Raw genomic sequence first — 19,224 nt, 5'->3', positions numbered from 1 at the left:
CTAGCCCGCCTCGCCCGGGCGCGGGTCGCGCGCGCACCGGAAGCCGGAGAAGATCTGCCGCCGGATCGGGTAGTCCCAGTTGCGGAACGTGCCCCGGATCGCCGCCGCGTCGGTGCCGAACGACCCGCCGCGCAGGATCTTGTGCTCCGGTCCGAAGAAGACCTCCGAGTACTCCCGGTACGGGAACGCCGAGAAGCCCCGGTAGCCGTGGAAATCCGTGCTCGTCCACTCCCAGACGTCGCCGATCAGCTGGTGCACGCCCAGCGGCGACGCGCCGGCCGGGTACGCGCCCGCCTCGGCCGCGCGCAGGTGGCGCTGCCCGAGGTTGGCGTGCTCGGCGGTCGGTTCCTCGTCGCCCCACGGGAATCGCCGCGACCGCCCGCTCGCCGGGTCGTGCCGGGCGGCCTTCTCCCATTCCGCCTCGGTCGGCAGCCGCTTGCCCGCCCAGCGCGCGTACGCCTCGGCCTCGTAATACGAAACGTGCACGACCGGTTCGTTCTCCGGGACCCGCTCGTGCACGCCGAAGCGGGTGCGCCACCAGCCGTCCGGTTCGCGGCGCCAGAACCGGGGCGCGGTGATGTCGTGCTCGCGCAGGTACGCCCAGCCGGGCTCGCTCCAGAACCGCCGCTGGTCGTAGCCGCCGGATTCCAGGAACTCGACGTACGCGCCGCAGGTGACCGGAGCGGTGTCGAGGACGAAGGCGGGCACGTCGATCTCGTGCGCCGGGCGTTCGTTGTCCAGCGCCCACGGTTCGGCGGTGGTGCCCATGGTGAAGCGGCCGCCGGGCACCAGCACCTCGGCGGGCAGCTTGCGGGCCGGCGCGGGCGGCGGCTCCGGGGCGTGCAGGACCGGTTCGCCCTTGCGCAGCTGGTGGGTGGCCAGCATGGTCTCGTCGTGCTGCTGCTCGTGCTGGGTGATCATGCCGAAAGCGAACGCGCTCTCGGTGAGCCGCCGTCCGTCCAGCGGCGCGGTTTCCAAGACGTCGAACGCCTTGTCGCGAACTTCCTTCACGTAAGCGCGGGCCTCGGCCGGGCCGAGCAGCGGCAGCGCCGGGCGGTCCGCGCGGGCGTGCTGGAAGGCGTCGTAGAGGTCGTCGATGTCCGGGCGCAGCGGCTCCCGGCCGCCGACGTCGCGGACCAGCCACAGCTCCTCCTGGCTGCCGATGTGCGCGAGGTCCCACACCAGCGGCGACATCAGCTTCGAATGCTGCCGCACGAGGTCCTCGTCGTCGACCGCGTCGGTGAGGGCCACGCTGCGCTCGCGCGCCCGGGTGAGGGCGGCGGCCGTGTGCGCCCGCAGGTCTTGCGGGCTCAGCTCCAGCAACGGGTTCTGTTCGGGGATGGTGCTCATCGCTCCTGACTCCTCGAGTCCGGGGTGTGCCGGGCGCGCGGCCCGGCGGTGATCTCGGTCCTGCTCATCGGTCCTGGCGCGGCACTCCGGCGGCCCGGGCGCGCAGCCCGGCGGCCAGCCCGTCGACGGCGCCCTCGGGAAGCCCGGTGGCCGGAAGCCCGTCGATGCCCAGCTCCACCAGCTCCCTGGCGACCGCCGCCAGTTGCGCGTCGGCCATTCCGCGCCGCGCGGCGTCGACCCACCGGCCCGCCGCGGGCGCGCACACCTCCCGCACCTTGTCCACTGTGGACTGATTCGCCAGCAGCGCGGTGACCAGCGCTACCGGCGGCAGCCATTCCCCCGGCGGCTGCCCGTCCAGGTACCTCAGCTCGAGGTAGCCCTGCGGCCGCACCGGGGTGAACATCGTGGTGAGGTGGTAGTCGAGGTCCGCGACCGTCGGGCGGCGCAGCACGGTGGCCGCGCCCCGGCCGCTGATCCACTCGGCGAAGGTGAGCCCGTCGGGCGCGTCCCACGGCCGTTCTCCGCGCGGGAACACCATCAGCGGCGTGTCCATCATCCGCCGGGCCCATTCGCGGGCCGGGTCCGTGCCGGGTTCGGGCGACTGGCTCCGGACTGGTTCGGTTTCCAGCACCGCGAGCCAGCGCGCCGAGGCGAATCCGGTGTCCGCTCCGGCGTGCACGCGGGAATTCGCGAACAGCGCCAGCAGCGGCGGACCCATCGCGTGCGCGGCCGCCCAGCGCGCGGCGACCTCGTGGGTTTCGCCCGCGTCCACGCAGATCTGCAGGCCCGCGGTGCTGCACATCATGGTGATGCCGCCCGCCCCGATCGGGGCGAACCGGCGTTCCATGGCGGCGTAACGGGGCGTGCGCAGAATGCGCCGGGGCGGCCGGTGCTCGTCGATGCCCGCGGCGCCGAGTTCGAGGCCGTGGCGGGCGAGAAGACCGGTGAGATGAGCGAGATCGGCCTCCACAGCCGCGTGCAGATCACGCAGCGAGGCCTGCGGCGGAGCGGAGATCTCCACCTGGCACCCGGGTTCCAGGCTCACCGGCGCACCGGCCGGGAGCGGGATCGCGGGGCTGTCGGGGCGCAGCGTCCGCGGGGTGTGCGGGCCGAGCGCCGTGGCAAGGACATCGGGGTCGAGGGGGCGGACCGGGTCGCCGGTGTGGTGCACGGTGAACTCGAGTTCCACCCCGAGCAGTCTCGGCGGGCCGTGCTTGAAACACACCGAAGCGACGTACTGCTCCCCCTCCGCGCGGTCGGCAAGCACCCGCGCGGTCAGGTTCGCCGCGCTCCCGGATCTGTCCGGAAAATCGTGCACTGCAGTCATCTGTCGCCGTCCGGATCAGGAGGTCCGCGGGGCCGGACCTCGTCGCTCCGCGACGCTACACGCGAGGTCTGACAAAAACAGGGCCGCGAAGTCGGGGAAGCGATCGATAAGCATCTCGTAATCTGTGTTGACCTGGGAGTTCACCGGAAAGATCAGACTCGTGCGCACTGCTCCATCCGGGGCACCCCGGCCGCACCGGCAAGGCGGGTTCGGAGCCCGGGCCCGGTTCGGCCGCGGCATCCCGCACCGCGGCGGCTGCGAGATACAACGCCGGACGCCGAATCCGGGCCGCCCCGCTCACGGCAAGACGGATTCCATGCCCAGGTCCCAACTCAGCCGCGGGATCCCGCACCGCGGCAACCACCAGATGTGACGGCGGAGCCCAGCGCGACCACATCGATTCCCTGCGGGCGCAGGCCGAAATCGGACATCAGCGCCACGCCGAATCCGGGGCGCCCCGGCTCACGGCAAGGCGGGTTCCGTGCCCAGCCCCAACTCGGCCGCGGCGTCCTGCACCGCCGCGACCACCAGGTGCAACGCCGGACGCCGGATCTCCGTGCGGCGATAGGCGATCGACACGGTCCGCAACAACGGCGGGGCCAGCGCGACCACGTCGATCCCCGGCGGGCGCAGCAGCCGCAGGCCCAGATCGGACACCAGGGTGACCCCCAGACCGGCGCCGACCATCGCCATCGCGGTCGACTGTTCCTCGACCTCGTGATTGATTTTCGGCTGGAAACCGTGCCGCTGGCAGGCAATGCGGACCGCGCGGCCGAAATGGGACTTAGGGCTCGCCAGGATCCACGGGTGCTCCGCCAGCGCGTCGAGCGGCACCGTGGCGGACGGCAGCGCGCCTGCCGGGACCGCCGCGTGCAGCCGTTCCACCGCGACTACCGCGCGCTCCAAGCCGTCGCTCCACTCCATCGGGGCATCGGAGTAGTCGATGACGAACGACAGGTCCAGCGTGCCGTCCCGCACCGCGTCGGCGGTCGCCTCCGGGGCGAGTTCCTTCGTCCGCACTTGGATTCCCGGGTAATCGGCCGCCAACGCGGTGAGCGCGGTCGGCAGCAAACCCGAGGCTACGGACGCCCACACGCCCGCGGTCAGCCGTGCGGACATCGAGCCCTGCGCTTCCTCCAGCGCGAGCGTCGCGCGCTCGACCGACCCCAGGATCTCCTCGGCGTGCTCGGTGAGCAGAATGCCGAGTTCAGTCAGCTGGACCCGGCGGCCGAGCCGTTCGAACAGCTTCGCGCCGACGTCGCGTTCCAGCTGCGCGAGTTGCTGCGACACCGCCGAAGCGGTGTAATGCAACGCTGCGGCAGCCGCGGTGACCGTGCCCCTGCGACGCAGTTCGCGGAGCATCCTCAAGCGGTGCAACGAAAGCTCCATGTACGAACCCTAAACAACTTCGTGCACATTCGGTAAATGGACGCGGGCCCCGATCGGGCAGCACCCTCGGAAGCAGGCGGTGAACCGCGCCGCCGGCGGACCCGAGGAGGTGAGTGGCTCGATGGACACGCGGATCGCCGAACCGCTGATGAAGCTCACGTGGACGGACCCGGTCACGGGCGCGCGCGGCTACCTGGTCGTGCACAGCCTGGTTTCCGGCGTCGCCACGGGCGGCACGCGGATGCGCGCCGGCTGCACGGTCGACGAGGTGGCCGACCTCGCGCGCGGCATGGCGAACAAGACGGCCGCGTTCAACCTCCCGGTCGGCGGCGCGAAGGGCGGCATCGACTTCGACCCGAAGGACCCGCGCGCGACCGGCGTCCTCACCCGCTTCTGCGAGTTCCTGCGGCCGTGGCTGGACGCCAGCTGGGTGACCGCGGAGGACCTGGGGGTGCCGCAGCACCTCATCGACGAGGTTTTCGCGACGCTCGGGTTGGAGCAGTCGTACCACGCGGCGATCCGCCGGTCGGCTGATCCGGCTCGGACGCTTCGGCGGGTTCAGGCCGGGCTCAATGCGCCGGTTCCCGGCGGGCAGTTGCTGGGGGATGTGATTGGCGGGTACGGGGTCGCGCAGGCTTGTCTTGGGGCGGCTAATACTTGGGGGTGGGGGGTTGCCGAGACTTCTGTCGCCATTCAGGGGATCGGGACTATGGGAGGCGGTGCGGCTTGGTACCTGCATGAAGCGGGGATGAAGGTCGTCGCTGTCGCGGATGCTGCCGGGACGTTGTACGACCCGGAAGGGTTGGACGTGCCTGCGTTGCTGGAGTTGCGGGACCGGTTCGGGGAGGTTGACCGGGGGCGGTTGCCTGACGGGGTTCAGTTGTTGCCTCGTGAGGCTGTCGTGTCTGTTGACGCAGATATCTTTGTGCCTGCGGCTATTTCTTATGCGTTGCGGGTGGATAATGAGAATCTCGTGAAGGCCAAGGTGGTTGTTGAAGCGGCTAACGCTGCTACTACGCCTGAGGCTGAGGCGGCGTTGTCTGCGCGTGGGGTGGCGGTGATTCCGGACTTTATTGCCAATGCCGGGGCTGCTGCTTGGGCTTGGTGGTTGCTGCTCGGCGAGGTGGGGGCGGATCCGGCGGATTCGTTCTTGCGGTTGCGGACTGAGATGCAGGCCAAGGTCGCGTTGGTGTTGGCGGAGTGGCATTTGGATCGGGTTCCGCCTCGGGTTACTGCGTTGCGGCAGGCGGAGGGTACTCGGGAGGCTCGTGTCGCTGAAGCGCATGGGGCGTTCGGGGCACCTGCGTTGATGATTCCCTGACGGCTCGTCGCCTGGCGGCGACATTGCGCCCTTGGTTGCGTGGGGCACCCCGAAGCTTGATTGTGATGACGGTCTGAGGGTGGTTGTCAAGGCTGGAAAGATGCCTTAAACGTGCCGCTGCGTGCTGACCTGGTGTTTTAGCCAAAGAAGGCTCTCACCTGGTCGTTTCCAGTGTCAAGAGGTCGCGATCGGTTGCACATCGACGAGCCGAAGTCGCAACTTTCGCCGATCTCTTCCCACGACCTTTCCCACGCCGGGGGCCTCCTTGCGAGAGCGGGGAGACCCCGGAGCGGCGCGGCGGAAGTCCCCAGAGCCCGAGAGCACGGCGCAAGGCACATGGGCTGATTGGTCGTCCCAAGGCGTTTCGCATCGGTCGGAAGCGTTAGAGTTTGAATCGCGCTCGATCCGTTGTCCCCGTGCAGGCGGGGGTCTGCGCTACGCAGCCCGGTCGTGGATCAGACCGGGTGAATCCGCCTGCCCGGAAGGACTACTCCTATGTTTTTGACTGTCGGCCCATCGACTGATCCTCGTGGACTGAACCTGACTGGGTGGATCGGGGAGCATCCGATCAACGGCCGCGACATTGGACACTTGTTGGTCTTCCCGAACAGCAGCGCTATTACCGAAGCTATGCCGCTCGTCGCTGAGGTCCTGGGTCTCGTGTCCATCGCGGACCACCCCGGGGCACCGCCGATCGTGCCGACGGTGATCGCGCGGGCTGTGCTGGACGGCTACGGCGTTCACATCGATTACTCCGGGGAGGCCAATCTGTCGCACCCGACGACCAGCGAGTGGATTGCGGCGGCCGAGGACCAAGGCGTCATCATGCTCACGCTGGGCATGGACCCGTGGGCGGGTCGCAACCTGGATGATCTGGACTGCTACCTGTCCCGGTCGGAGCGGCTATTCATGGGTCGGCTCCGGGTTCACGTTCGGGCTGGGACTGACCGGTAGTCAGGGATGTTTGACGTCGGGTTGGTGTGGAGCGTTCAACTCCGAGGCTGCCGCCCCCGGGAGGTCGCGAGGACTGTTCAGCCGAACCGCCGGGGTCCAGCGTCGCGCCCATGTCGCCGGACCTCGGCCCAGGTCCACAGTCGTACCCACTGTGTCGGCACAAGCTGTTCCTTGAGGGTGAGCTGTAGCGGATCGCCGATCTGGTCAGACCACTTGCCGCCGATGCGGACGTCGAACTGCACCGCGACCAGCGCCAGGAAGCCGCCGTCTGCCCGGGGGAACTTCTGGTACATCCAGCCGGGCGCTTCCCCCGCGACCACCAAGCCGGTTCCTCGCGCGTCCGTGGGTTCGCGGTCGTACGGAAGCATCCGGCCTGTCTTGACCCACACCTTCAGCGGCGGGTTGTAGACCTGGACCCAGTCGGGCAGTTTGGACTCAACCATGCTCACAGTAGAACAAATGTTCGATTATCTGTCGACGGGACTACCGAAACGTGAGCCGTACGATGCTCCCCGCGGGCCTGGTGTGCACCCTCCCCCTCATGCACGCCAGGCCCGCCCAGCGGCGCTCGATGCCTCGACCCGCCGTGATTCCCCTGGTCGATCCAGCGGGTGTGACCACTGGGGTTGGCCGCACCTTGGCCCGCCTCCTTCGCCGGTTGTCGGCAAGGGCGGGACGGCCTCTCATCTGGTGGTCGCGGGTTCATCGAAGGGGGAGGGGAAGCGGCGGTGAACTGCTGGTCAGCCTCCCCGGCCGCGTCCTGCAAGGTGATAGCTTGAATCGGGTTGAGGCGTGCATCCGCGGCTGGCGGGGCACGCCTCATCGGGCCGGTAGCTCAGCTGGTTAGAGCAGAGGACTCATAATCCTTTGGCCGTCGGTTCAAGTCCGACCCGGCCCACTCCTGCGGTGATCGTTTCAGCCGCTCGGAACCTGCCCGACTCGGCACGAAAGGGGCTGCGAAGGTGGAGGATAGTCTCGCTGCCGCTGACTTCTCGGTGCGCATACCGTCGCCGCTCATTGAGCTGAACGACCCTCGTTTGGAATCGTCCGGTGTTCGTGTGCTCTTGAAGCGCGACGATCTCATTCACCCTGGCCTCCCTGGCAACAAGTGGCGGAAGCTCAAGTACAACCTTGAGGCGGCGCGACGGCAAGGACATCAGACGATCCTGACCTTCGGCGGGGCGTACTCGAATCACCTGCGCGCAACAGCGGCGGCCGGCCAGTACTTCGGGTTTCACACCGTTGGTGTCGTTCGAGGAGAAGAGCACGCGCCGCTCAATGAATCCTTGGCCTACGCGGTAGATCACGGCATGAGGTTGACCTACCTTGATCGGGCGACGTACCGACGCAAGTCCGAAGAAGACGTCCTTGATCGTCTGATTGGGCAGTTCGGTCGGTGCTACATCCTTCCCGAAGGTGGCAGCAATGATCTAGCGGTACACGGATGCGCCGAGATGATGGACGAGATCGACGTGCCGTTCAGTGTCATTTGTTGCGCCTGCGGAACAGGTTGCACCCTTGCCGGAATCTCAACCAAGCTTCAGTCAGGGCAGCGTGCGATTGGGTTTAGCGTCCTGAAAGGAGGCGGCTTCCTGGAAGGCGAAGTTAGACGATTCCACGCGGAGGCCGGCTATGTCGGCAACCCCAACTTCTCCGTGGATACGCGGTTTCATTTCGGCGGCTACGCCAAGCGCACTGCAAACCTCGACGCGTTCATCGCCGAATTCGAGACCCGCCACGGGATCACGCTCGACTGGGTCTACGAGGCCAAGATGATGCACGGACTGTTCGAACGTATCGCAGCTGGCGACTTTCCTGCCCCTACGACGATCATTGCAGTATTGTGCTGAATCAGACCTTCTCGTGGTAGAGCCGCTGAGCCTGCTTGGATGCCCCCGCCTCCTGCCAAGTGAGATGCCACTCGCCAGAGTTGATGGTGAAGTCACGGCCGAATCCGAGCCACATTCCCCGCATTCTTCGGCCCGCCGGGTCCACGACCATTTGAAGAGTGCCATGGTAGACCGCTCCCTGGTAGTAGCCGGTCCGGGAAGTCTGCTCCCTCCAAGTGCCAGTCGCGACAGCTGCATCCAGCGCGAGTTCTAGCCTCAGCCGCGAGCCTGTAGAATGCGGCAAACTTTGCCCGATCAGTCTCTGCCCTTGCTGGCGCAAAACGACGTAATGTTCTCCGGTAAAAGTCTTTCCTCGCCCGGAACTCGGATAGATGTACCTGCTGTGCCAAATTCCCGAGAACGTGCCTCCCTCGGGAATCGGAGCCGTGACCGCGTGATCCGACTCCTCCGCTAGGGAAGGGCTCGCCGCGGCGAGAGACAATGCCGCACTAAGCTTGACCAGCAACGAACGTCGACTGACCTCGCTACCATTGGCTTTTGCCCAACTTGCGGCGATCTCGGCGACCTCGTGAACGTCGGATGACTGAAGACGCTCAACGAAGTTATCCAGTGACGCAGCTGGGCGTTCGAGCACCGCCAACTGCTGCTGACGCTGGTGCACCGCGTCTGCGGGGCGGTGATCCGCCACGTCCGCGAGGAGATCGGCGACACTGCATTCGTACAGTTCGGCGAGTCGGCAGAGAGCGTCCAAAGGCGGCGCATGACCGGTCGGCAAGGGCCAGAGTTCCCAGTACGAGAAGACCTTGTCCGTCTTCGCATCGGCCGGCCAGCGCGAATTCCACTGGTTCGCGGCCTCTCGCTGACTCCATCCTCGAACGAGACGAAGAGCAGTGCGCATGTTGACGCGGTAGCGCTCGGCGAACACCTGCGCGATCTCTGCCCACGTCTTGGAGTCTGCGCGGAGCCGCGCGGACAATGCTCGCTGCTCGCTCCGCACGCTGCGCGTCGCTGACGGCATGGACGGGCCTCCCCTTCTCAAAGCGTGTGGGGAACATACGCTCCCGCCAGCATAGGGGCGTTTCTCCCCGTTGAACAGGGAGAAGATGCACGGCAAGATCATGGTCTGGCGGGGTGGTATGCGGCCTTGACCTGCGGTTTCGTTAGGAGCTGCACCGCGGGAGCTTGGTCCCTGCCGAACCTCGACAGCCTAAGCCACCTTTGGTGCTCAGTCCTGAGGAACGCGAACCGGGTCCGGTAACGGAGCGCTGAACCCGGAGATGGCGACAGGGAGGTTGCGGTGATCAGACCAGACACAGGTAGCCGTGGGGGAAGGACGCTGCGCGCGGGCGTGATCGGCCTGGGCAAGCAGGCATTGGAGGACCACATTCCGGGCCTGCGTGCCGCGGACAGCGTCGAGTTGACTGCCGTGTGCGACGAAGATCCGCAGATCGCTGAGGAGCAAGGTCGCGCGCTTGAAGTGCCTTGGTATGCCGACGCCGGACTGATGCTCGCTGGCGAGAACCTGGACTTCGTGGTGATCTGCGTGCCGCACGATGCCGGCGCTCGGCTCATCGAGATGTCGGCCAAGCACGGCGTGCATGTGCTGAAAGAGAAGCCGTTCGCTACTTCTCTTGAGCAGGCCGAGTGGCTGACTGATCAAGTCGAGCAGGCTGGAATTCACTTGATGGTGACGATGCAACGTCGGTTCAACCCGATCTACACGAGCTTCCTCCAGCTTGTGGACCAGATCGGCCAGCCGTTCGTGATGGACGCGGCCTACACACTGCACATCGCGGACCCGTCGGAGGGATGGCGCGGGCACTCGGACCGCGCCGGAGGCGGCTGCCTGATCGACATGGGCTACCACATGGTGGACATGCTGCTTTGGTACTTCGGACTGCCCGACCGCGTGATGGCTGACGTATCGGTCGCCGCACGCCCCGACCTCGACTACGACGCTGAGGACACTGCGCTCGTACAGATCGGATACGACAGCGGGTTGTACGGGTCGATGTTGCTGTCGCGCGCGATCGGCCCGAAAACCGAGCGAATCCGAGTCACTGGAAGCAAAGGCATCGTCAGCTTGGAGCGTGGGCGGATCAGTCGGCTCACCAGCGACGGCGAGATCGTCGAATCGCTCGTCCGCGAACAGGCTTGGCCTGCGGCTAGCGTCAGTCAGATCAACCACTTTTCCCATGTCATCAAAGGAGAGCGGCCGAATCCGAGCAGGCCGGCCGACCACATCTCGCACTTGCGGTTCATACACGCCTGCTACCAGTCAGCGCGCACACACGCCGCAGTCACACCGATGGCGCTGGCATGAGCGCCCTGGCCGTCAACGGCGGCACACCGATACTTCGCAGCACGGAGGCTCATTTCAGCTGGCCTCCGATCACCCAGGCGACGGTCACCGCTGTGGGCCGACAACTGGCCGCCTCCGTGTCCATTTACGACCGATCCGGCGTGGTCGCCGAACTGGAGGACCGCCTACAGGAGTACTTCGGTGTTCGCCACGCCGTGCTCACCAGCTCGGGTACTGCGGCGGTTCACTCCGCGTACGTCAGCGCCGGCATCGGGCCGGGCGATGAGGTAATCGTTCCTGCTTACACGTTCCTGGCAACCGCGACTCCGTTACTGCACCTCGGTGCGGTCCCAGTGCTTGCTGACAGCGACGAGACCGGCAACATCTCGGTTTCCGATGTGGAAGCCCGCATCACCGACAAAACGACAGCGATCATGGCTACCCACTTGTGGGGAATCCCCGCCGACGTCGGTGGACTGCGCGAAGTTGCAACCCGACACGGCCTCGCACTGCTGGAAGACGGATCGCACGCGCACGGCGCGGAGTTCGACGGCCGCCGAATCGGCGGGTTCGGCATGGCGGGGGCGTTCTCGATGAACGGGCCGAAGCCGCTGTCAGCGGGTGAGGGCGGGTTCGTGCTCACCGACGATGATGCGGTCTACCACCAGGTGCTTCTGCACGGGCACTACAACAAGCGCTGCCGCAACGAGATCCCCGCTGGCGATCCTGTCTATCCTTATGGGGTAAGCGGAATGGGACTGAAGTTCCGCATCCACCCTTTGGCCGCGGCGATCGCGCTAGAACAGCTCGACCACCTTGACGAATACCTGGCCGGGCGAGCCGAGATCGCGACGTACCTCTGCGATCAGCTCGGCTCCCTTCCTGGCATCTCTGTCCCCAAGCTGGCTGACAGGACGCAGTCAGCGTGGTACGGGCTCCCGTTGATCTACATTCCCGAAGAACTCAGCAACCTGCCCATCGACCGCTTCCACGGGGCCTTGCACGCCGAAGGTCTGCGCGAGGTAGACCGCCCCGGCTCCACGTGTCCGCTCAACCGCCTGCCGTTGTTCCAAAACCCGAGTCCGGTGCTTCCGCACTACCCGAACCCGGGGAAGGTCTCCTACCGATCCGGTCAGTTCCCAGTCGCGGAACAAGTGTGGCACCACACCTTGAAACTGCCGGTTTGGCACCGTGCCGAAGACCTGCCGCTGGTCGAGTCGTACATTTCCGGGTTCCGCAAAGTCATCGAGCACCACAACGAAATCCTAGGCTAGGACACCATGATCACTGATTCTGTTCTCGGGCGGCTAACCCACCAAGCCGCCGAAGACGGCGTGCAAAAACTGGTCGTCGGAGCTGTCGTCGTCCAGGACGACGCCGTGCTGCTGCTCAAGCGTCGTCCGGACGACTTCATGGGCGGAATTTATGAGTTGCCCAGCGGCAACGTCGAGAGTGAGGAAACCCTTGACGCCGCCACTGCACGCGAACTCTCCGAAGAGACCGGACTGACTCTGGTCGACATCGTGGACTACATCGGCAGCTTCGACTACGACAGCAGCAGCGGCCGTCGAAGCCGACAGTTCACGTTCCTCGTGACAGTCGACCGCACCGAACGGATCGCGCTGACCGAGCACGATGCCTATCTCTGGGCACCACTTGACGGCGAACTGCCTGTCACCGAGGAGGTCAAGAAGCTCCTCGTCACGTGGCGTAAATCGCCCAAGCCCGGTGCCTGATCCAGATCCCACCGCCTCTCCGTCTGGAATCGCCCGCGTCCCCATCCGCTACCCCGAAGGCGTTGCCGTGCGGCGCGGACGGCAGTTCGGGGATATCGGCGGCAGGCGGGAGAGGTCGAGCCCGACGGTATGCCGGTCTCGCCCGGCAAGTGCGCCATCTGTCGTCCCTCCGTCCTTTCCCACAGTAAGGGTTCGCGGGCCGTTCAGTGGAGGGTCAACGCGACCTATGGCATCAAATGGCACTGAGTGGCACCGCAATGTCACTTCTGTGCCGCACGGCCAGCGGCAATCGTCGTCGGCATGTCCGGTGAGCTGATCACGGGGCCGACGACCAGCCGGATAGAGGTCGTCACCGACTTAGCGCAGCGATCCGCATCGCGCACATGAGTTGTCCAGCGGCCGTCCAGATAGAGGGGTTCACCGCATGACCGACGTCAGCGGACCATTCATGGCATTCTCCGAGCTTCACCAGCTCGCCGCTCCTTTGGAACCGATTCGAGCGGGCCATCCAGGCGTCGTCGTTGTGTGCTGCCTGCTGGTGGTCATTGTCGCGGTGGTGGCGTGGCTGCGGCGCGCGATGCGGCCGATTCCTCCTCCGCGTGGACGCCTCACTGTGGGCGCGCTCCAATCGCGGCTGGACCACGAGGTGCTTGCCGAGATCGAGCGAGCGCGGTTGGCCGAGTTCCAACGGCTGGCCGAAAAGGAAGCGTCGGAGCGAGCCACGGCGGACACGGTGGTGATCCCCGCGGTGGAGGGCACGCAGCCGCGGAACGAAGCTGCGCAGCAAGCGCGGTAGGTCTCCTCGTGACTTTGGTGCGGCTTGAGCTTCCCGCATGTTGCTCGCCGCACCTCCATGCCTGCCCCGGCCCGGCGCGGCGGCCGTCTCTCCCCCGAGGGGCTGGGGCAGGCCCTGATTTTCAGCTCCGGATCTTCCTGAAGTTCGGCGCGACGTTTCGACAGCTATGGGAGGGACGGAAACCGATGCACATCGCAGTGGGGAGAGGTTGGCGCGTGGGCAAAAAACGGTGGGACGACCTCACGTTGGAAGTTCATGACGGCGTGGAACAGCAGCTCGGCGCGAAAGTCGAAGAGGTGCAGGACTGTCCTGGCACCGCGGACTTCTCCGGTGTTGTGCACACCAAGCACGGAGCTGTCTTCGTGAAGGCGGTCAGCCAGGACGAGCACAGCCAGACTACGGCGCGGGCCGAGGAGCAGCGGCTGAACAAATTTCTTCCCGGCACGGCCCCGCGTGTGCTGTGGCTCAGGCAGAACATGAACTGGGCGATCACCGGGTACGAGTTTGTTCCCGGGCGGTGTGCGCGTCTTCAGCCCGGTTCGGGCGACGTGCGCACGGTGGTGAAACTGCTCGCCGATCTGGCCGTGCCCGAGGTGAAGGGCAGCTTGTACTTTGATTCGCTGGGTGCCCGCTGGTCGATCGAGTCGTCGTGGCGAACCCTGTCCACGAATCATATGCACAGGCTGACGGCGTGGGATCGCGAGAATATTGCGCAGTCCGTCGACATGGAGCTTTACGTCTGCGACGTGTTGTCCGCTGGAACCGGCATCGCGCACGGGGACGTGTCAGAGTCCAACATTCTGATTGACCGCAACGGGTTTCCCAGGATCGTGGGGTGGACGTGGGCGGCTCGTTCGCCCGCATGGGTCGACGCCGCTATTATCGCCGTGCGGCTCGTGGAGGCGGGATACACGCCGGAAGAAGCCGAGAGCATCGTGTCGGCAGTGCCGGCGTGGGCGTATGCCAGCGCGACCTCGCTGGACGCGTTCGCCGTTGCGCTGCTGGGGCGGTGGATACTCAAGAGTCGGCAGCCGAGTCTTACTGACGCGGCACGGCAGTATGCCCAATATCGCCTCTACGATGCACCCGGCGCGAAACACCGTGCGTAGGGCGACATGACGAACGACGTTGACTACCATGCCCTCGCCGCGTCGGCGGCGATCTTGCTTCTACCCATCATCTCGACCGCGCTGTCCCTCGGCGGGGCGTGGTTCATCGCGCGCCGCACGGAAAAGCGGGCCCGCGCAATGCGCAATGACGCCAAGCATTGGCGCGATGAGGCTTACGCGATATGGCAGAAGATGAACGCGGACGACACCGTCCAATTCCGAAGGTTGGGCGAACTGGGAAATACCTTCACGGTTCAAGACAAAACGATCGGCGGGCCGCCGGAACGGCGGGGACGGGACAGTGCTCGCCACCGTGTGCCCGGAGCGACGGCACGGCAGTGGCCGGAAGGCGATCCGGAGTCCCCGGATCGACTGACAACCAGGGAGAATCACGTATCGAATGGCCACCATTGAGGAGAGCGCGAAGACGCTGCGTGCGCTCGCCGAATCCGCAGGCGAAGTTGCTGGGTCGAAACCGTACGGCGAGCCAGCTTTCACCACCAAGGTCGAGGACGAGTTCACCACGATTCTCGGTACCTGGCTGCGCACGGCGCGAAAAAGCAAAAATATCCGCCTGGAGGACATGGCGCACGCGACCGGGCAGGCGCTAAATACCATCTCATGGCACGAGCGCGCCATGACGGCAATGCCCGTCGCTCGCTTCGTCCATTACTGCATTACATATGGCCTGTCTCCCGGAGCCTTGCTCGATCGCGCACTCGAAGAAGCCACCGGAGTGCGGCCCGAGGACACGGTGACAGTGGACTTGCATAAGCTGGCCCAGAGCGGAAATCCGCTAGCGTCCTGGGCGGAAGCCTGGTTGAGAAACCTTCCCCCGAACATGAACGGCCGTCTGCGTCTTCCCCGGCCGGCGCAGGACCAGATAGCCGAACTGTGCGGGTGGAACCGGGAGCAGCTGCTAAAACTGCTGGAGGCAAACCCATTGCTTCCGCAATAGGTTTTGTAGCTGTGCGGCAACAGGGCTGGGTTCCCTCGGGCCGATGTCCCGTCATAATGGCTTGCCGTCCGAGCCTAGCGGGAAACATAGCCGCATGGCGAAAGCTCGGGATACGGGACAACCTCCCGAGTGATGCCCCATGGTGTAACTGGAAGCGCGAGGGACACAATCCTATCGGTCCGGGTTCGATTCCCGGTGGGGCAACATGACGGCATCTTGGCGGTTGGAAACAATCGGAGACGTGATCGCCGGGCAGGCGCTGGACGAGGGCCTTTCCGCAGATGCAGATTGGGTTGAGGGACCGGGTGACTGCATGGAAGGGCTGTTCATTCCTCGGCGTCCGAACAGGTTCGCGGCGTGGGAAGCGCTCGAATGGTATGCGCATGGTTTTACGGCGAGCGAGTGCGGCGAGAAGGTACGCGCTCCTGCTTGCACCGTCACTTCCTGGATGCGCCGCATCGGCGCGCCGACTCGCCCGCATCACGTCAGCCGGAAGCTGCGCCGGGACAGGCTCCAGTCCGACGCCGCGCACGCGATCAGCCAGGCGTGTCCTTGGTCCCCGCTCCGGTCACTCCCGACCGGATGCGGTTCGTGTACACGAAGAGAAGGGAAAACATGCGTTCTAGAAAGATCGCAGCAATCGGCGTTGCCGCCATCGTGGCGACCGCGGTACTCACCTCCACCGCTTCGGCGTCCGAGTCCGACGGGAGCCCCGGTCCCAGTGCGCGGCTCATCGGCGGCGAGCCCGCACCGGCCTCGGTCAAGTTCGTCGGGGCGTTCCTGTTCGACGCCGAGCACGAGGGCCTGCGGGACGCGTTGACGTGCGGATCGGTCGTGGTGGGACGCCAATGGATTCTCAGCGCCGCGCAATGCGTCGTGGATCTCGGCATCCCGGGTGAGATCCCGGTCAAGGACAAGCGATTTCATGTCCGGGTGGGGCTCGACCGCACCGTCGGCGGTGCCACGGCGAACGTCGACGGACTCTTCATCAATCCGCACTGGACCGGCGAGGTCAAGCCTCCCCGGAAGGTCGGCGACGTCGTCATGATTCACGTCGACCGGCCACTGAAGGCTCCGATCGTGCGGATGGCGTGGTGGTCGCCGGCACCGGGCAGCGTGCAGCGGACGTACAGCTGGGGTGCCACCGTGCCCACCGCGCATCCCGACCGTGACAAGCTACCGACGAAGCTCCAGCAGTTGGACCTGACCGTGCTGCCGAAGTCCGAATGCACGGACGCGGGGATCAGCGACGGCGAGTACTGCACGAACCACAAGAACAACACCGGTGCGGCGATCGGCCCCGCCTACGGCGACGCGGGCGGCCCGGCGATCTTTTACGACTGGCACGGCAGGCCGTGGGTGACCGGGATCGACTCGCGCGGGGGAAGCCCTGTGCCGGGGCAGTCGAACACCGCTTTCACCGACGTTTCCGCCTACAGGGACTGGGCCGAGGGCGTCATGGACGACCGTTCCTGATCGATAGCCGGTGCGGAGCCGCATGCGCGCGGCTTCGCACCGTCCCGGATGCTCGGAGCGGAATCTTGGCGAACCCAACCCCTATCGTCCTGGTGCCTTCGGCGGCGCGGTTCCTGAAGGACAACTCGATCGAGTTGCGCAGGGAGCTGGCCGTGCGCACTCCCTTGAATCTCCCGTGCGTCCGCGAGACCTGGGTCATGATCCTGGAGCGAACCTACGAGATCGGCTTCCCGGATCACCTGATGTGGCTCCACCTCGAAGTCCGCGAGGGCGGGGCCTTCCGCTGGGACGAGGCTGTGTACGACTTCGCCCGCTGCGCCCGGCTCGGGACACTGTCCTACGACGAGTACGTGGCCCGCGAGGCAGGCCGCTCTCCGGACGTTGTCCTCACGCTGGACCACCACGAGAAGTGGACTGAGTGCGTGAACCGGTTTCACGCAGTCCGGAAGTTCCTGAACTGGGACCCGGTGATGCTCGGACGATTCTTCGAGATGGCCCGGCCCCTGCGAGCCCCGGAGATCGGTCCGGCGGAGGAATCCAGCGGTGGGCCTCCGCCGGGCGAAGCCTCGTGAGTACGGCGAAAGGCGTCACGAGCGGTCCAGCGGGCCGCAAGCGCACAAAAAGGAGGCCCCCGGCACCGAAGTGCCGGGGGCCTCCTGCCCCACAGTTGTGGGGAATACGGCTCGCTCTGTATCGGGACGATCCACCCCCGCTGAAGCGGGGACCACAGGTCAGGCGGTCGTGAGACCGCGTTCGGGGGTGTTGCGGACCGCGTACACGAGGACGGCTCCGCCGAACGCGGAGAGGAGCTGCCACCAGCTGGTGGAGCTGTCCGCGGCGACGATGTTTGCGGCGGCGGTGAGGCCGGTCATGATCGCGGCGAGGGCGGCTTTGGTGACGGATGCGCCGGGGACGTTCGGCGCGGTGAACACGGCCGCGGCCGTGGCGATCGCGATCAGGATGTTCACCCATTCCAGGGGGCTGATCGTCTGGTCGCCGGTGAGGGCAGCGAGCGCGGCGGATGCTCCGGCGGCGAGGACTGCGGCGGCGGCTTTGGCGTACTGCATGGGGTTCACCGGACGCTCAGGCTGGCGCTGCGCTCGGGGTGGTCCGCGGCGTAGCTGTAGATGAGGCTGCCGTTGGTCGCGTCGGGTGCGACGGCGATCTTCCACGGGCGGAGCCGGTCAACCCGGTAATCCTGCTCGTAGCTCCATTTGTAGTCGAAGTCGGTGCCCTTCGGCAGTCCGTCTCCGGCCTGCCAGATTCCGTGGACGATCATGTAGTCCATCGGGCAGTTGATGCGGATCGTCTTGGCTCCGGCCGGGATGTCGAACGAGACTGACCGGCGGGTGCCGGGGTCGAGCTTCATGTGGGTCTCCTCGTCGTCGATGAGGCGGGCGGTGGCGGTCGGCGGTGGGCCGGAGGAGAGCTGGAGCGCGGGGAGGTTGTCCGTGTAGCTGAGGTCCACGGAGCCAGCGGTGCCGCCCGGGATGCGGCCGTTGCTGGTGTATTGGTGGAGGTCGACGCGTCCGCCGTAGTAGCGGACCGCGTGCCGGGTGCCGTCGTTGACGTTGTATTCCGCGGCCCAGGTGACGTCCCAGTCGTAGGGCCAGGTGTCGGGCCGCAGAGCGGTGAGCCAGCTCGTGGAGGCGTAGAGCGCGACGCGCGAGTAGCTCTGGTGCACGCGCTCCAGGAACGCGCGGGCGAAGCCGGCGCGCGCCGCGAGCGGGATGCCTCCGGATTCCAGATCGAGAGCGGGCAGCAGCTGCCCGCCGTAGCGGCGGTACATCGAGACGAGCACGTCGGCCTGGCGCACGGGGTCGCCGGGTTCGGCGAAGTGGTAGCCGCCCCAGGGGATTCCGGCGTTCTTGCATCCGCTGACGTAGGCGTCGGCGGTGACCTGGGCGGGGCCGTTGCCGTCGGAGTACTTGATGTATGCGCCGTCCACGGCTGCTTTCAGTGTGTTCCAGTGCGTGACGGCGTTGTACTTCTGGTAGAGGTCGACGATCAGGGCCATGGCTCACTTCCCGATCTGGGAGCAGTCGCGGTCCGCATAGGCGGTCTGCATGTAGGTGCGGAACTCTGCGATGTGCTGTTTCCGTTCTGCGGTAGCGTTTTCCGGGGATTTGGCGACGGTGTCCAGGACGTAGTTCCAGAGGTTCCGGCTGGCGTTGCGGGTGTCGTTGCTGGCGGTGCAGGTGTCGATCTGGGTCTGCCGGTTGGCGGCGGCGAGGTCTCCGGCCCGGTTCGCCGTGACGGCGGCGATGATGACGCCGATGGTCAGGAGCACGTCCAATGCAAGGGAAATCGCGAGTCCGACGATGAGGTGCCGGTTGCGTCGGCCGTAGGTGCGCAGGCCGCTGATCTCCTCCTTTAAGTCCACAACGGACTCTTGGAGGCGGGAGGCGGCGGCGATGGCGGGGTTCTGCGGTTCAGTCATCCTTGATCCCGTATGCGCTTTTGAGCATGGTGGACAGTTGCTTCACGACCACTTCGAGTTCCTCGACCACCAGGTCTGCCCGTGCGGTGAGTCGGGCTACCTCTGCGTCGTAGGAGGCGGCACGTTCGGGTGCCGTGTTGTTGTCGGGCACGCTTTTCCCCCACCTCATCCTCATCGGTTGTCGGCTCCGAGGCTTCGCAGGCGGTCCGACATCTC

Annotated in this window: 21 protein-coding genes and 2 tRNA genes; 14 read left to right on the top strand and 9 right to left on the bottom strand. The window is 66.1% G+C overall.

Features of this window, described 5'->3' with window-relative positions; all coding sequences use genetic code 11:
* From egtB to ABZX37_RS20690, 3 genes are all read right to left on the bottom strand, one after another.
* A complete protein-coding gene (gene egtB, locus ABZX37_RS20700; RefSeq protein ID WP_354741733.1) occupies positions 1–1,350 on the bottom strand; it encodes an ergothioneine biosynthesis protein EgtB in 1,350 nt (449 codons plus the stop codon).
* A gap of 64 nt (positions 1,351–1,414) precedes the next feature.
* On the bottom strand, positions 1,415–2,677 hold the full coding sequence (locus ABZX37_RS20695; protein ID WP_354741731.1) for a glutamate-cysteine ligase family protein: 1,263 nt from the start codon (positions 2,675–2,677) through the stop codon (positions 1,415–1,417).
* 462 nt (positions 2,678–3,139) lie between these two features.
* A complete protein-coding gene (locus tag ABZX37_RS20690; RefSeq protein WP_354741730.1) occupies positions 3,140–4,066 on the bottom strand; it encodes a LysR substrate-binding domain-containing protein in 927 nt (308 codons plus the stop codon).
* A gap of 121 nt (positions 4,067–4,187) precedes the next feature.
* On the opposite strand from ABZX37_RS20690, the gene ABZX37_RS20685 reads away from it, so the two are divergent.
* Both ABZX37_RS20685 and ABZX37_RS20680 read left to right on the top strand, forming a co-directional pair.
* Positions 4,188–5,387 carry a Glu/Leu/Phe/Val dehydrogenase dimerization domain-containing protein gene (locus ABZX37_RS20685; RefSeq protein ID WP_354741728.1) on the top strand — a complete coding sequence of 400 codons (1,200 nt, stop codon included), beginning with the start codon at positions 4,188–4,190 and terminating at the stop codon, positions 5,385–5,387.
* 630 nt (positions 5,388–6,017) lie between these two features.
* Positions 6,018–6,341, top strand: coding sequence for a hypothetical protein (locus ABZX37_RS20680; RefSeq protein WP_354741726.1), 324 nt, complete (start codon positions 6,018–6,020; stop codon positions 6,339–6,341).
* A gap of 77 nt (positions 6,342–6,418) precedes the next feature.
* On the opposite strand, the gene ABZX37_RS20675 is transcribed toward ABZX37_RS20680, so the two are convergent.
* On the bottom strand, positions 6,419–6,784 hold the full coding sequence (locus ABZX37_RS20675) for a hypothetical protein (RefSeq protein WP_354741724.1): 366 nt from the start codon (positions 6,782–6,784) through the stop codon (positions 6,419–6,421).
* A 381-nt stretch (positions 6,785–7,165) separates the two neighbouring features.
* Here ABZX37_RS20675 and ABZX37_RS20670 point away from each other — a divergent pair.
* Positions 7,166–7,239 (top strand) — tRNA-Ile (locus ABZX37_RS20670).
* Between the two features lie 64 nt (positions 7,240–7,303).
* Positions 7,304–8,191: a pyridoxal-phosphate dependent enzyme gene (locus ABZX37_RS20665; protein ID WP_354741722.1), complete on the top strand. Its 888-nt coding sequence runs from the start codon at positions 7,304–7,306 to the stop codon at positions 8,189–8,191.
* Between the two features lies 1 nt (position 8,192).
* Here the strand turns inward: ABZX37_RS20665 and ABZX37_RS20660 are convergent, their stop codons facing one another.
* A complete protein-coding gene (locus tag ABZX37_RS20660; RefSeq protein WP_354741720.1) occupies positions 8,193–9,209 on the bottom strand; it encodes a hypothetical protein in 1,017 nt (338 codons plus the stop codon).
* A gap of 279 nt (positions 9,210–9,488) precedes the next feature.
* Between ABZX37_RS20660 and ABZX37_RS20655 the strand changes: the two genes are divergently transcribed.
* From ABZX37_RS20655 to ABZX37_RS20610, 10 genes are all read left to right on the top strand, one after another.
* Positions 9,489–10,514 carry a Gfo/Idh/MocA family oxidoreductase gene (locus tag ABZX37_RS20655; RefSeq protein ID WP_354741718.1) on the top strand — a complete coding sequence of 342 codons (1,026 nt, stop codon included), beginning with the start codon at positions 9,489–9,491 and terminating at the stop codon, positions 10,512–10,514.
* The gene (locus ABZX37_RS20650; RefSeq protein ID WP_354741716.1) at positions 10,511–11,767 is read left to right on the top strand and encodes a DegT/DnrJ/EryC1/StrS family aminotransferase; all 1,257 of its coding nucleotides are present in this window, start codon (positions 10,511–10,513) and stop codon (positions 11,765–11,767) included. Before ABZX37_RS20655 ends, ABZX37_RS20650 begins: the two co-directional genes overlap by 4 nt.
* A 6-nt stretch (positions 11,768–11,773) precedes the next feature.
* Positions 11,774–12,229: an NUDIX hydrolase gene (locus ABZX37_RS20645; protein ID WP_354741714.1), complete on the top strand. Its 456-nt coding sequence runs from the start codon at positions 11,774–11,776 to the stop codon at positions 12,227–12,229.
* Positions 12,230–12,653: 424 nt separating this feature from the next.
* On the top strand, positions 12,654–13,025 hold the full coding sequence (locus ABZX37_RS20640; RefSeq protein ID WP_354741712.1) for a hypothetical protein: 372 nt from the start codon (positions 12,654–12,656) through the stop codon (positions 13,023–13,025).
* A 215-nt stretch (positions 13,026–13,240) separates the two neighbouring features.
* Positions 13,241–14,134: a phosphotransferase gene (locus ABZX37_RS20635; RefSeq protein WP_354741710.1), complete on the top strand. Its 894-nt coding sequence runs from the start codon at positions 13,241–13,243 to the stop codon at positions 14,132–14,134.
* Positions 14,135–14,140: 6 nt separating this feature from the next.
* Entirely contained in the window at positions 14,141–14,548 is a 408-nt protein-coding gene (locus ABZX37_RS20630) for a hypothetical protein (protein ID WP_354741708.1), read from the top strand.
* On the top strand, positions 14,535–15,092 hold the full coding sequence (locus tag ABZX37_RS20625) for a helix-turn-helix transcriptional regulator (protein ID WP_354741706.1): 558 nt from the start codon (positions 14,535–14,537) through the stop codon (positions 15,090–15,092). Before ABZX37_RS20630 ends, ABZX37_RS20625 begins: the two co-directional genes overlap by 14 nt.
* Before the next feature lie 133 nt (positions 15,093–15,225).
* Positions 15,226–15,296, top strand: a tRNA-Cys gene (locus tag ABZX37_RS20620).
* 411 nt (positions 15,297–15,707) lie between these two features.
* Complete coding sequence (locus ABZX37_RS20615; protein ID WP_354741704.1) at positions 15,708–16,568, top strand: trypsin-like serine protease; 861 nt, start codon at positions 15,708–15,710, stop codon at positions 16,566–16,568.
* 65 nt (positions 16,569–16,633) lie between these two features.
* Positions 16,634–17,140 (top strand): hypothetical protein, encoded by a 507-nt coding sequence (locus tag ABZX37_RS20610; protein WP_354741702.1) that lies wholly within the window; start codon positions 16,634–16,636, stop codon positions 17,138–17,140.
* 159 nt (positions 17,141–17,299) lie between these two features.
* Here the strand turns inward: ABZX37_RS20610 and ABZX37_RS20605 are convergent, their stop codons facing one another.
* From ABZX37_RS20605 to ABZX37_RS20590, 4 genes are read right to left on the bottom strand one after another with little or no spacing between them, the layout of a single operon-like run.
* The gene (locus ABZX37_RS20605) at positions 17,300–17,635 is read right to left on the bottom strand and encodes a hypothetical protein (protein ID WP_354741700.1); all 336 of its coding nucleotides are present in this window, start codon (positions 17,633–17,635) and stop codon (positions 17,300–17,302) included.
* Between the two features lie 5 nt (positions 17,636–17,640).
* Positions 17,641–18,585: a GH25 family lysozyme gene (locus ABZX37_RS20600; protein ID WP_354741698.1), complete on the bottom strand. Its 945-nt coding sequence runs from the start codon at positions 18,583–18,585 to the stop codon at positions 17,641–17,643.
* Positions 18,586–18,588: 3 nt separating this feature from the next.
* Positions 18,589–19,008 carry a hypothetical protein gene (locus tag ABZX37_RS20595; RefSeq protein WP_354741696.1) on the bottom strand — a complete coding sequence of 140 codons (420 nt, stop codon included), beginning with the start codon at positions 19,006–19,008 and terminating at the stop codon, positions 18,589–18,591.
* Positions 19,001–19,159, bottom strand: coding sequence for a hypothetical protein (locus ABZX37_RS20590; RefSeq protein WP_354741694.1), 159 nt, complete (start codon positions 19,157–19,159; stop codon positions 19,001–19,003). Before ABZX37_RS20590 ends, ABZX37_RS20595 begins: the two co-directional genes overlap by 8 nt.
* Positions 19,160–19,224: the final 65 nt, after the last annotated feature.

The sequence above is a fragment of the Amycolatopsis sp. NPDC004079 genome, from assembly GCF_040610415.1.
Lineage (GTDB): Bacteria > Actinomycetota > Actinomycetes > Mycobacteriales > Pseudonocardiaceae > Amycolatopsis > Amycolatopsis halotolerans.
Note: the sequence above shows the minus strand (reverse complement) of the source record. Positions and strands in the feature narration are given on the sequence as shown.

Bases quoted from the DNA above. Each gene is read 5' to 3' on its own strand.
- egtB (WP_354741733.1), bottom strand. From the start codon at position 1,350: ATGAGCACCATCCCCGAACAGAACCCGTTGCTGGAGCTGAGCCCGCAA.
- ABZX37_RS20695 (WP_354741731.1), bottom strand. From the start codon at position 2,677: ATGACTGCAGTGCACGATTTTCCGGACAGATCCGGGAGCGCGGCGAAC.
- ABZX37_RS20690 (WP_354741730.1), bottom strand. From the start codon at position 4,066: ATGGAGCTTTCGTTGCACCGCTTGAGGATGCTCCGCGAACTGCGTCGC.
- ABZX37_RS20685 (WP_354741728.1), top strand. From the start codon at position 4,188: ATGGACACGCGGATCGCCGAACCGCTGATGAAGCTCACGTGGACGGAC.
- ABZX37_RS20680 (WP_354741726.1), top strand. From the start codon at position 6,018: ATGCCGCTCGTCGCTGAGGTCCTGGGTCTCGTGTCCATCGCGGACCAC.
- ABZX37_RS20675 (WP_354741724.1), bottom strand. From the start codon at position 6,784: ATGGTTGAGTCCAAACTGCCCGACTGGGTCCAGGTCTACAACCCGCCG.
- ABZX37_RS20660 (WP_354741720.1), bottom strand. From the start codon at position 9,209: ATGCCGTCAGCGACGCGCAGCGTGCGGAGCGAGCAGCGAGCATTGTCC.
- ABZX37_RS20650 (WP_354741716.1), top strand. From the start codon at position 10,511: ATGAGCGCCCTGGCCGTCAACGGCGGCACACCGATACTTCGCAGCACG.
- ABZX37_RS20645 (WP_354741714.1), top strand. From the start codon at position 11,774: ATGATCACTGATTCTGTTCTCGGGCGGCTAACCCACCAAGCCGCCGAA.
- ABZX37_RS20640 (WP_354741712.1), top strand. From the start codon at position 12,654: ATGACCGACGTCAGCGGACCATTCATGGCATTCTCCGAGCTTCACCAG.
- ABZX37_RS20630 (WP_354741708.1), top strand. From the start codon at position 14,141: ATGACGAACGACGTTGACTACCATGCCCTCGCCGCGTCGGCGGCGATC.
- ABZX37_RS20625 (WP_354741706.1), top strand. From the start codon at position 14,535: ATGGCCACCATTGAGGAGAGCGCGAAGACGCTGCGTGCGCTCGCCGAA.
- ABZX37_RS20615 (WP_354741704.1), top strand. From the start codon at position 15,708: ATGCGTTCTAGAAAGATCGCAGCAATCGGCGTTGCCGCCATCGTGGCG.
- ABZX37_RS20605 (WP_354741700.1), bottom strand. From the start codon at position 17,635: ATGCAGTACGCCAAAGCCGCCGCCGCAGTCCTCGCCGCCGGAGCATCC.
- ABZX37_RS20600 (WP_354741698.1), bottom strand. From the start codon at position 18,585: ATGGCCCTGATCGTCGACCTCTACCAGAAGTACAACGCCGTCACGCAC.
- ABZX37_RS20595 (WP_354741696.1), bottom strand. From the start codon at position 19,008: ATGACTGAACCGCAGAACCCCGCCATCGCCGCCGCCTCCCGCCTCCAA.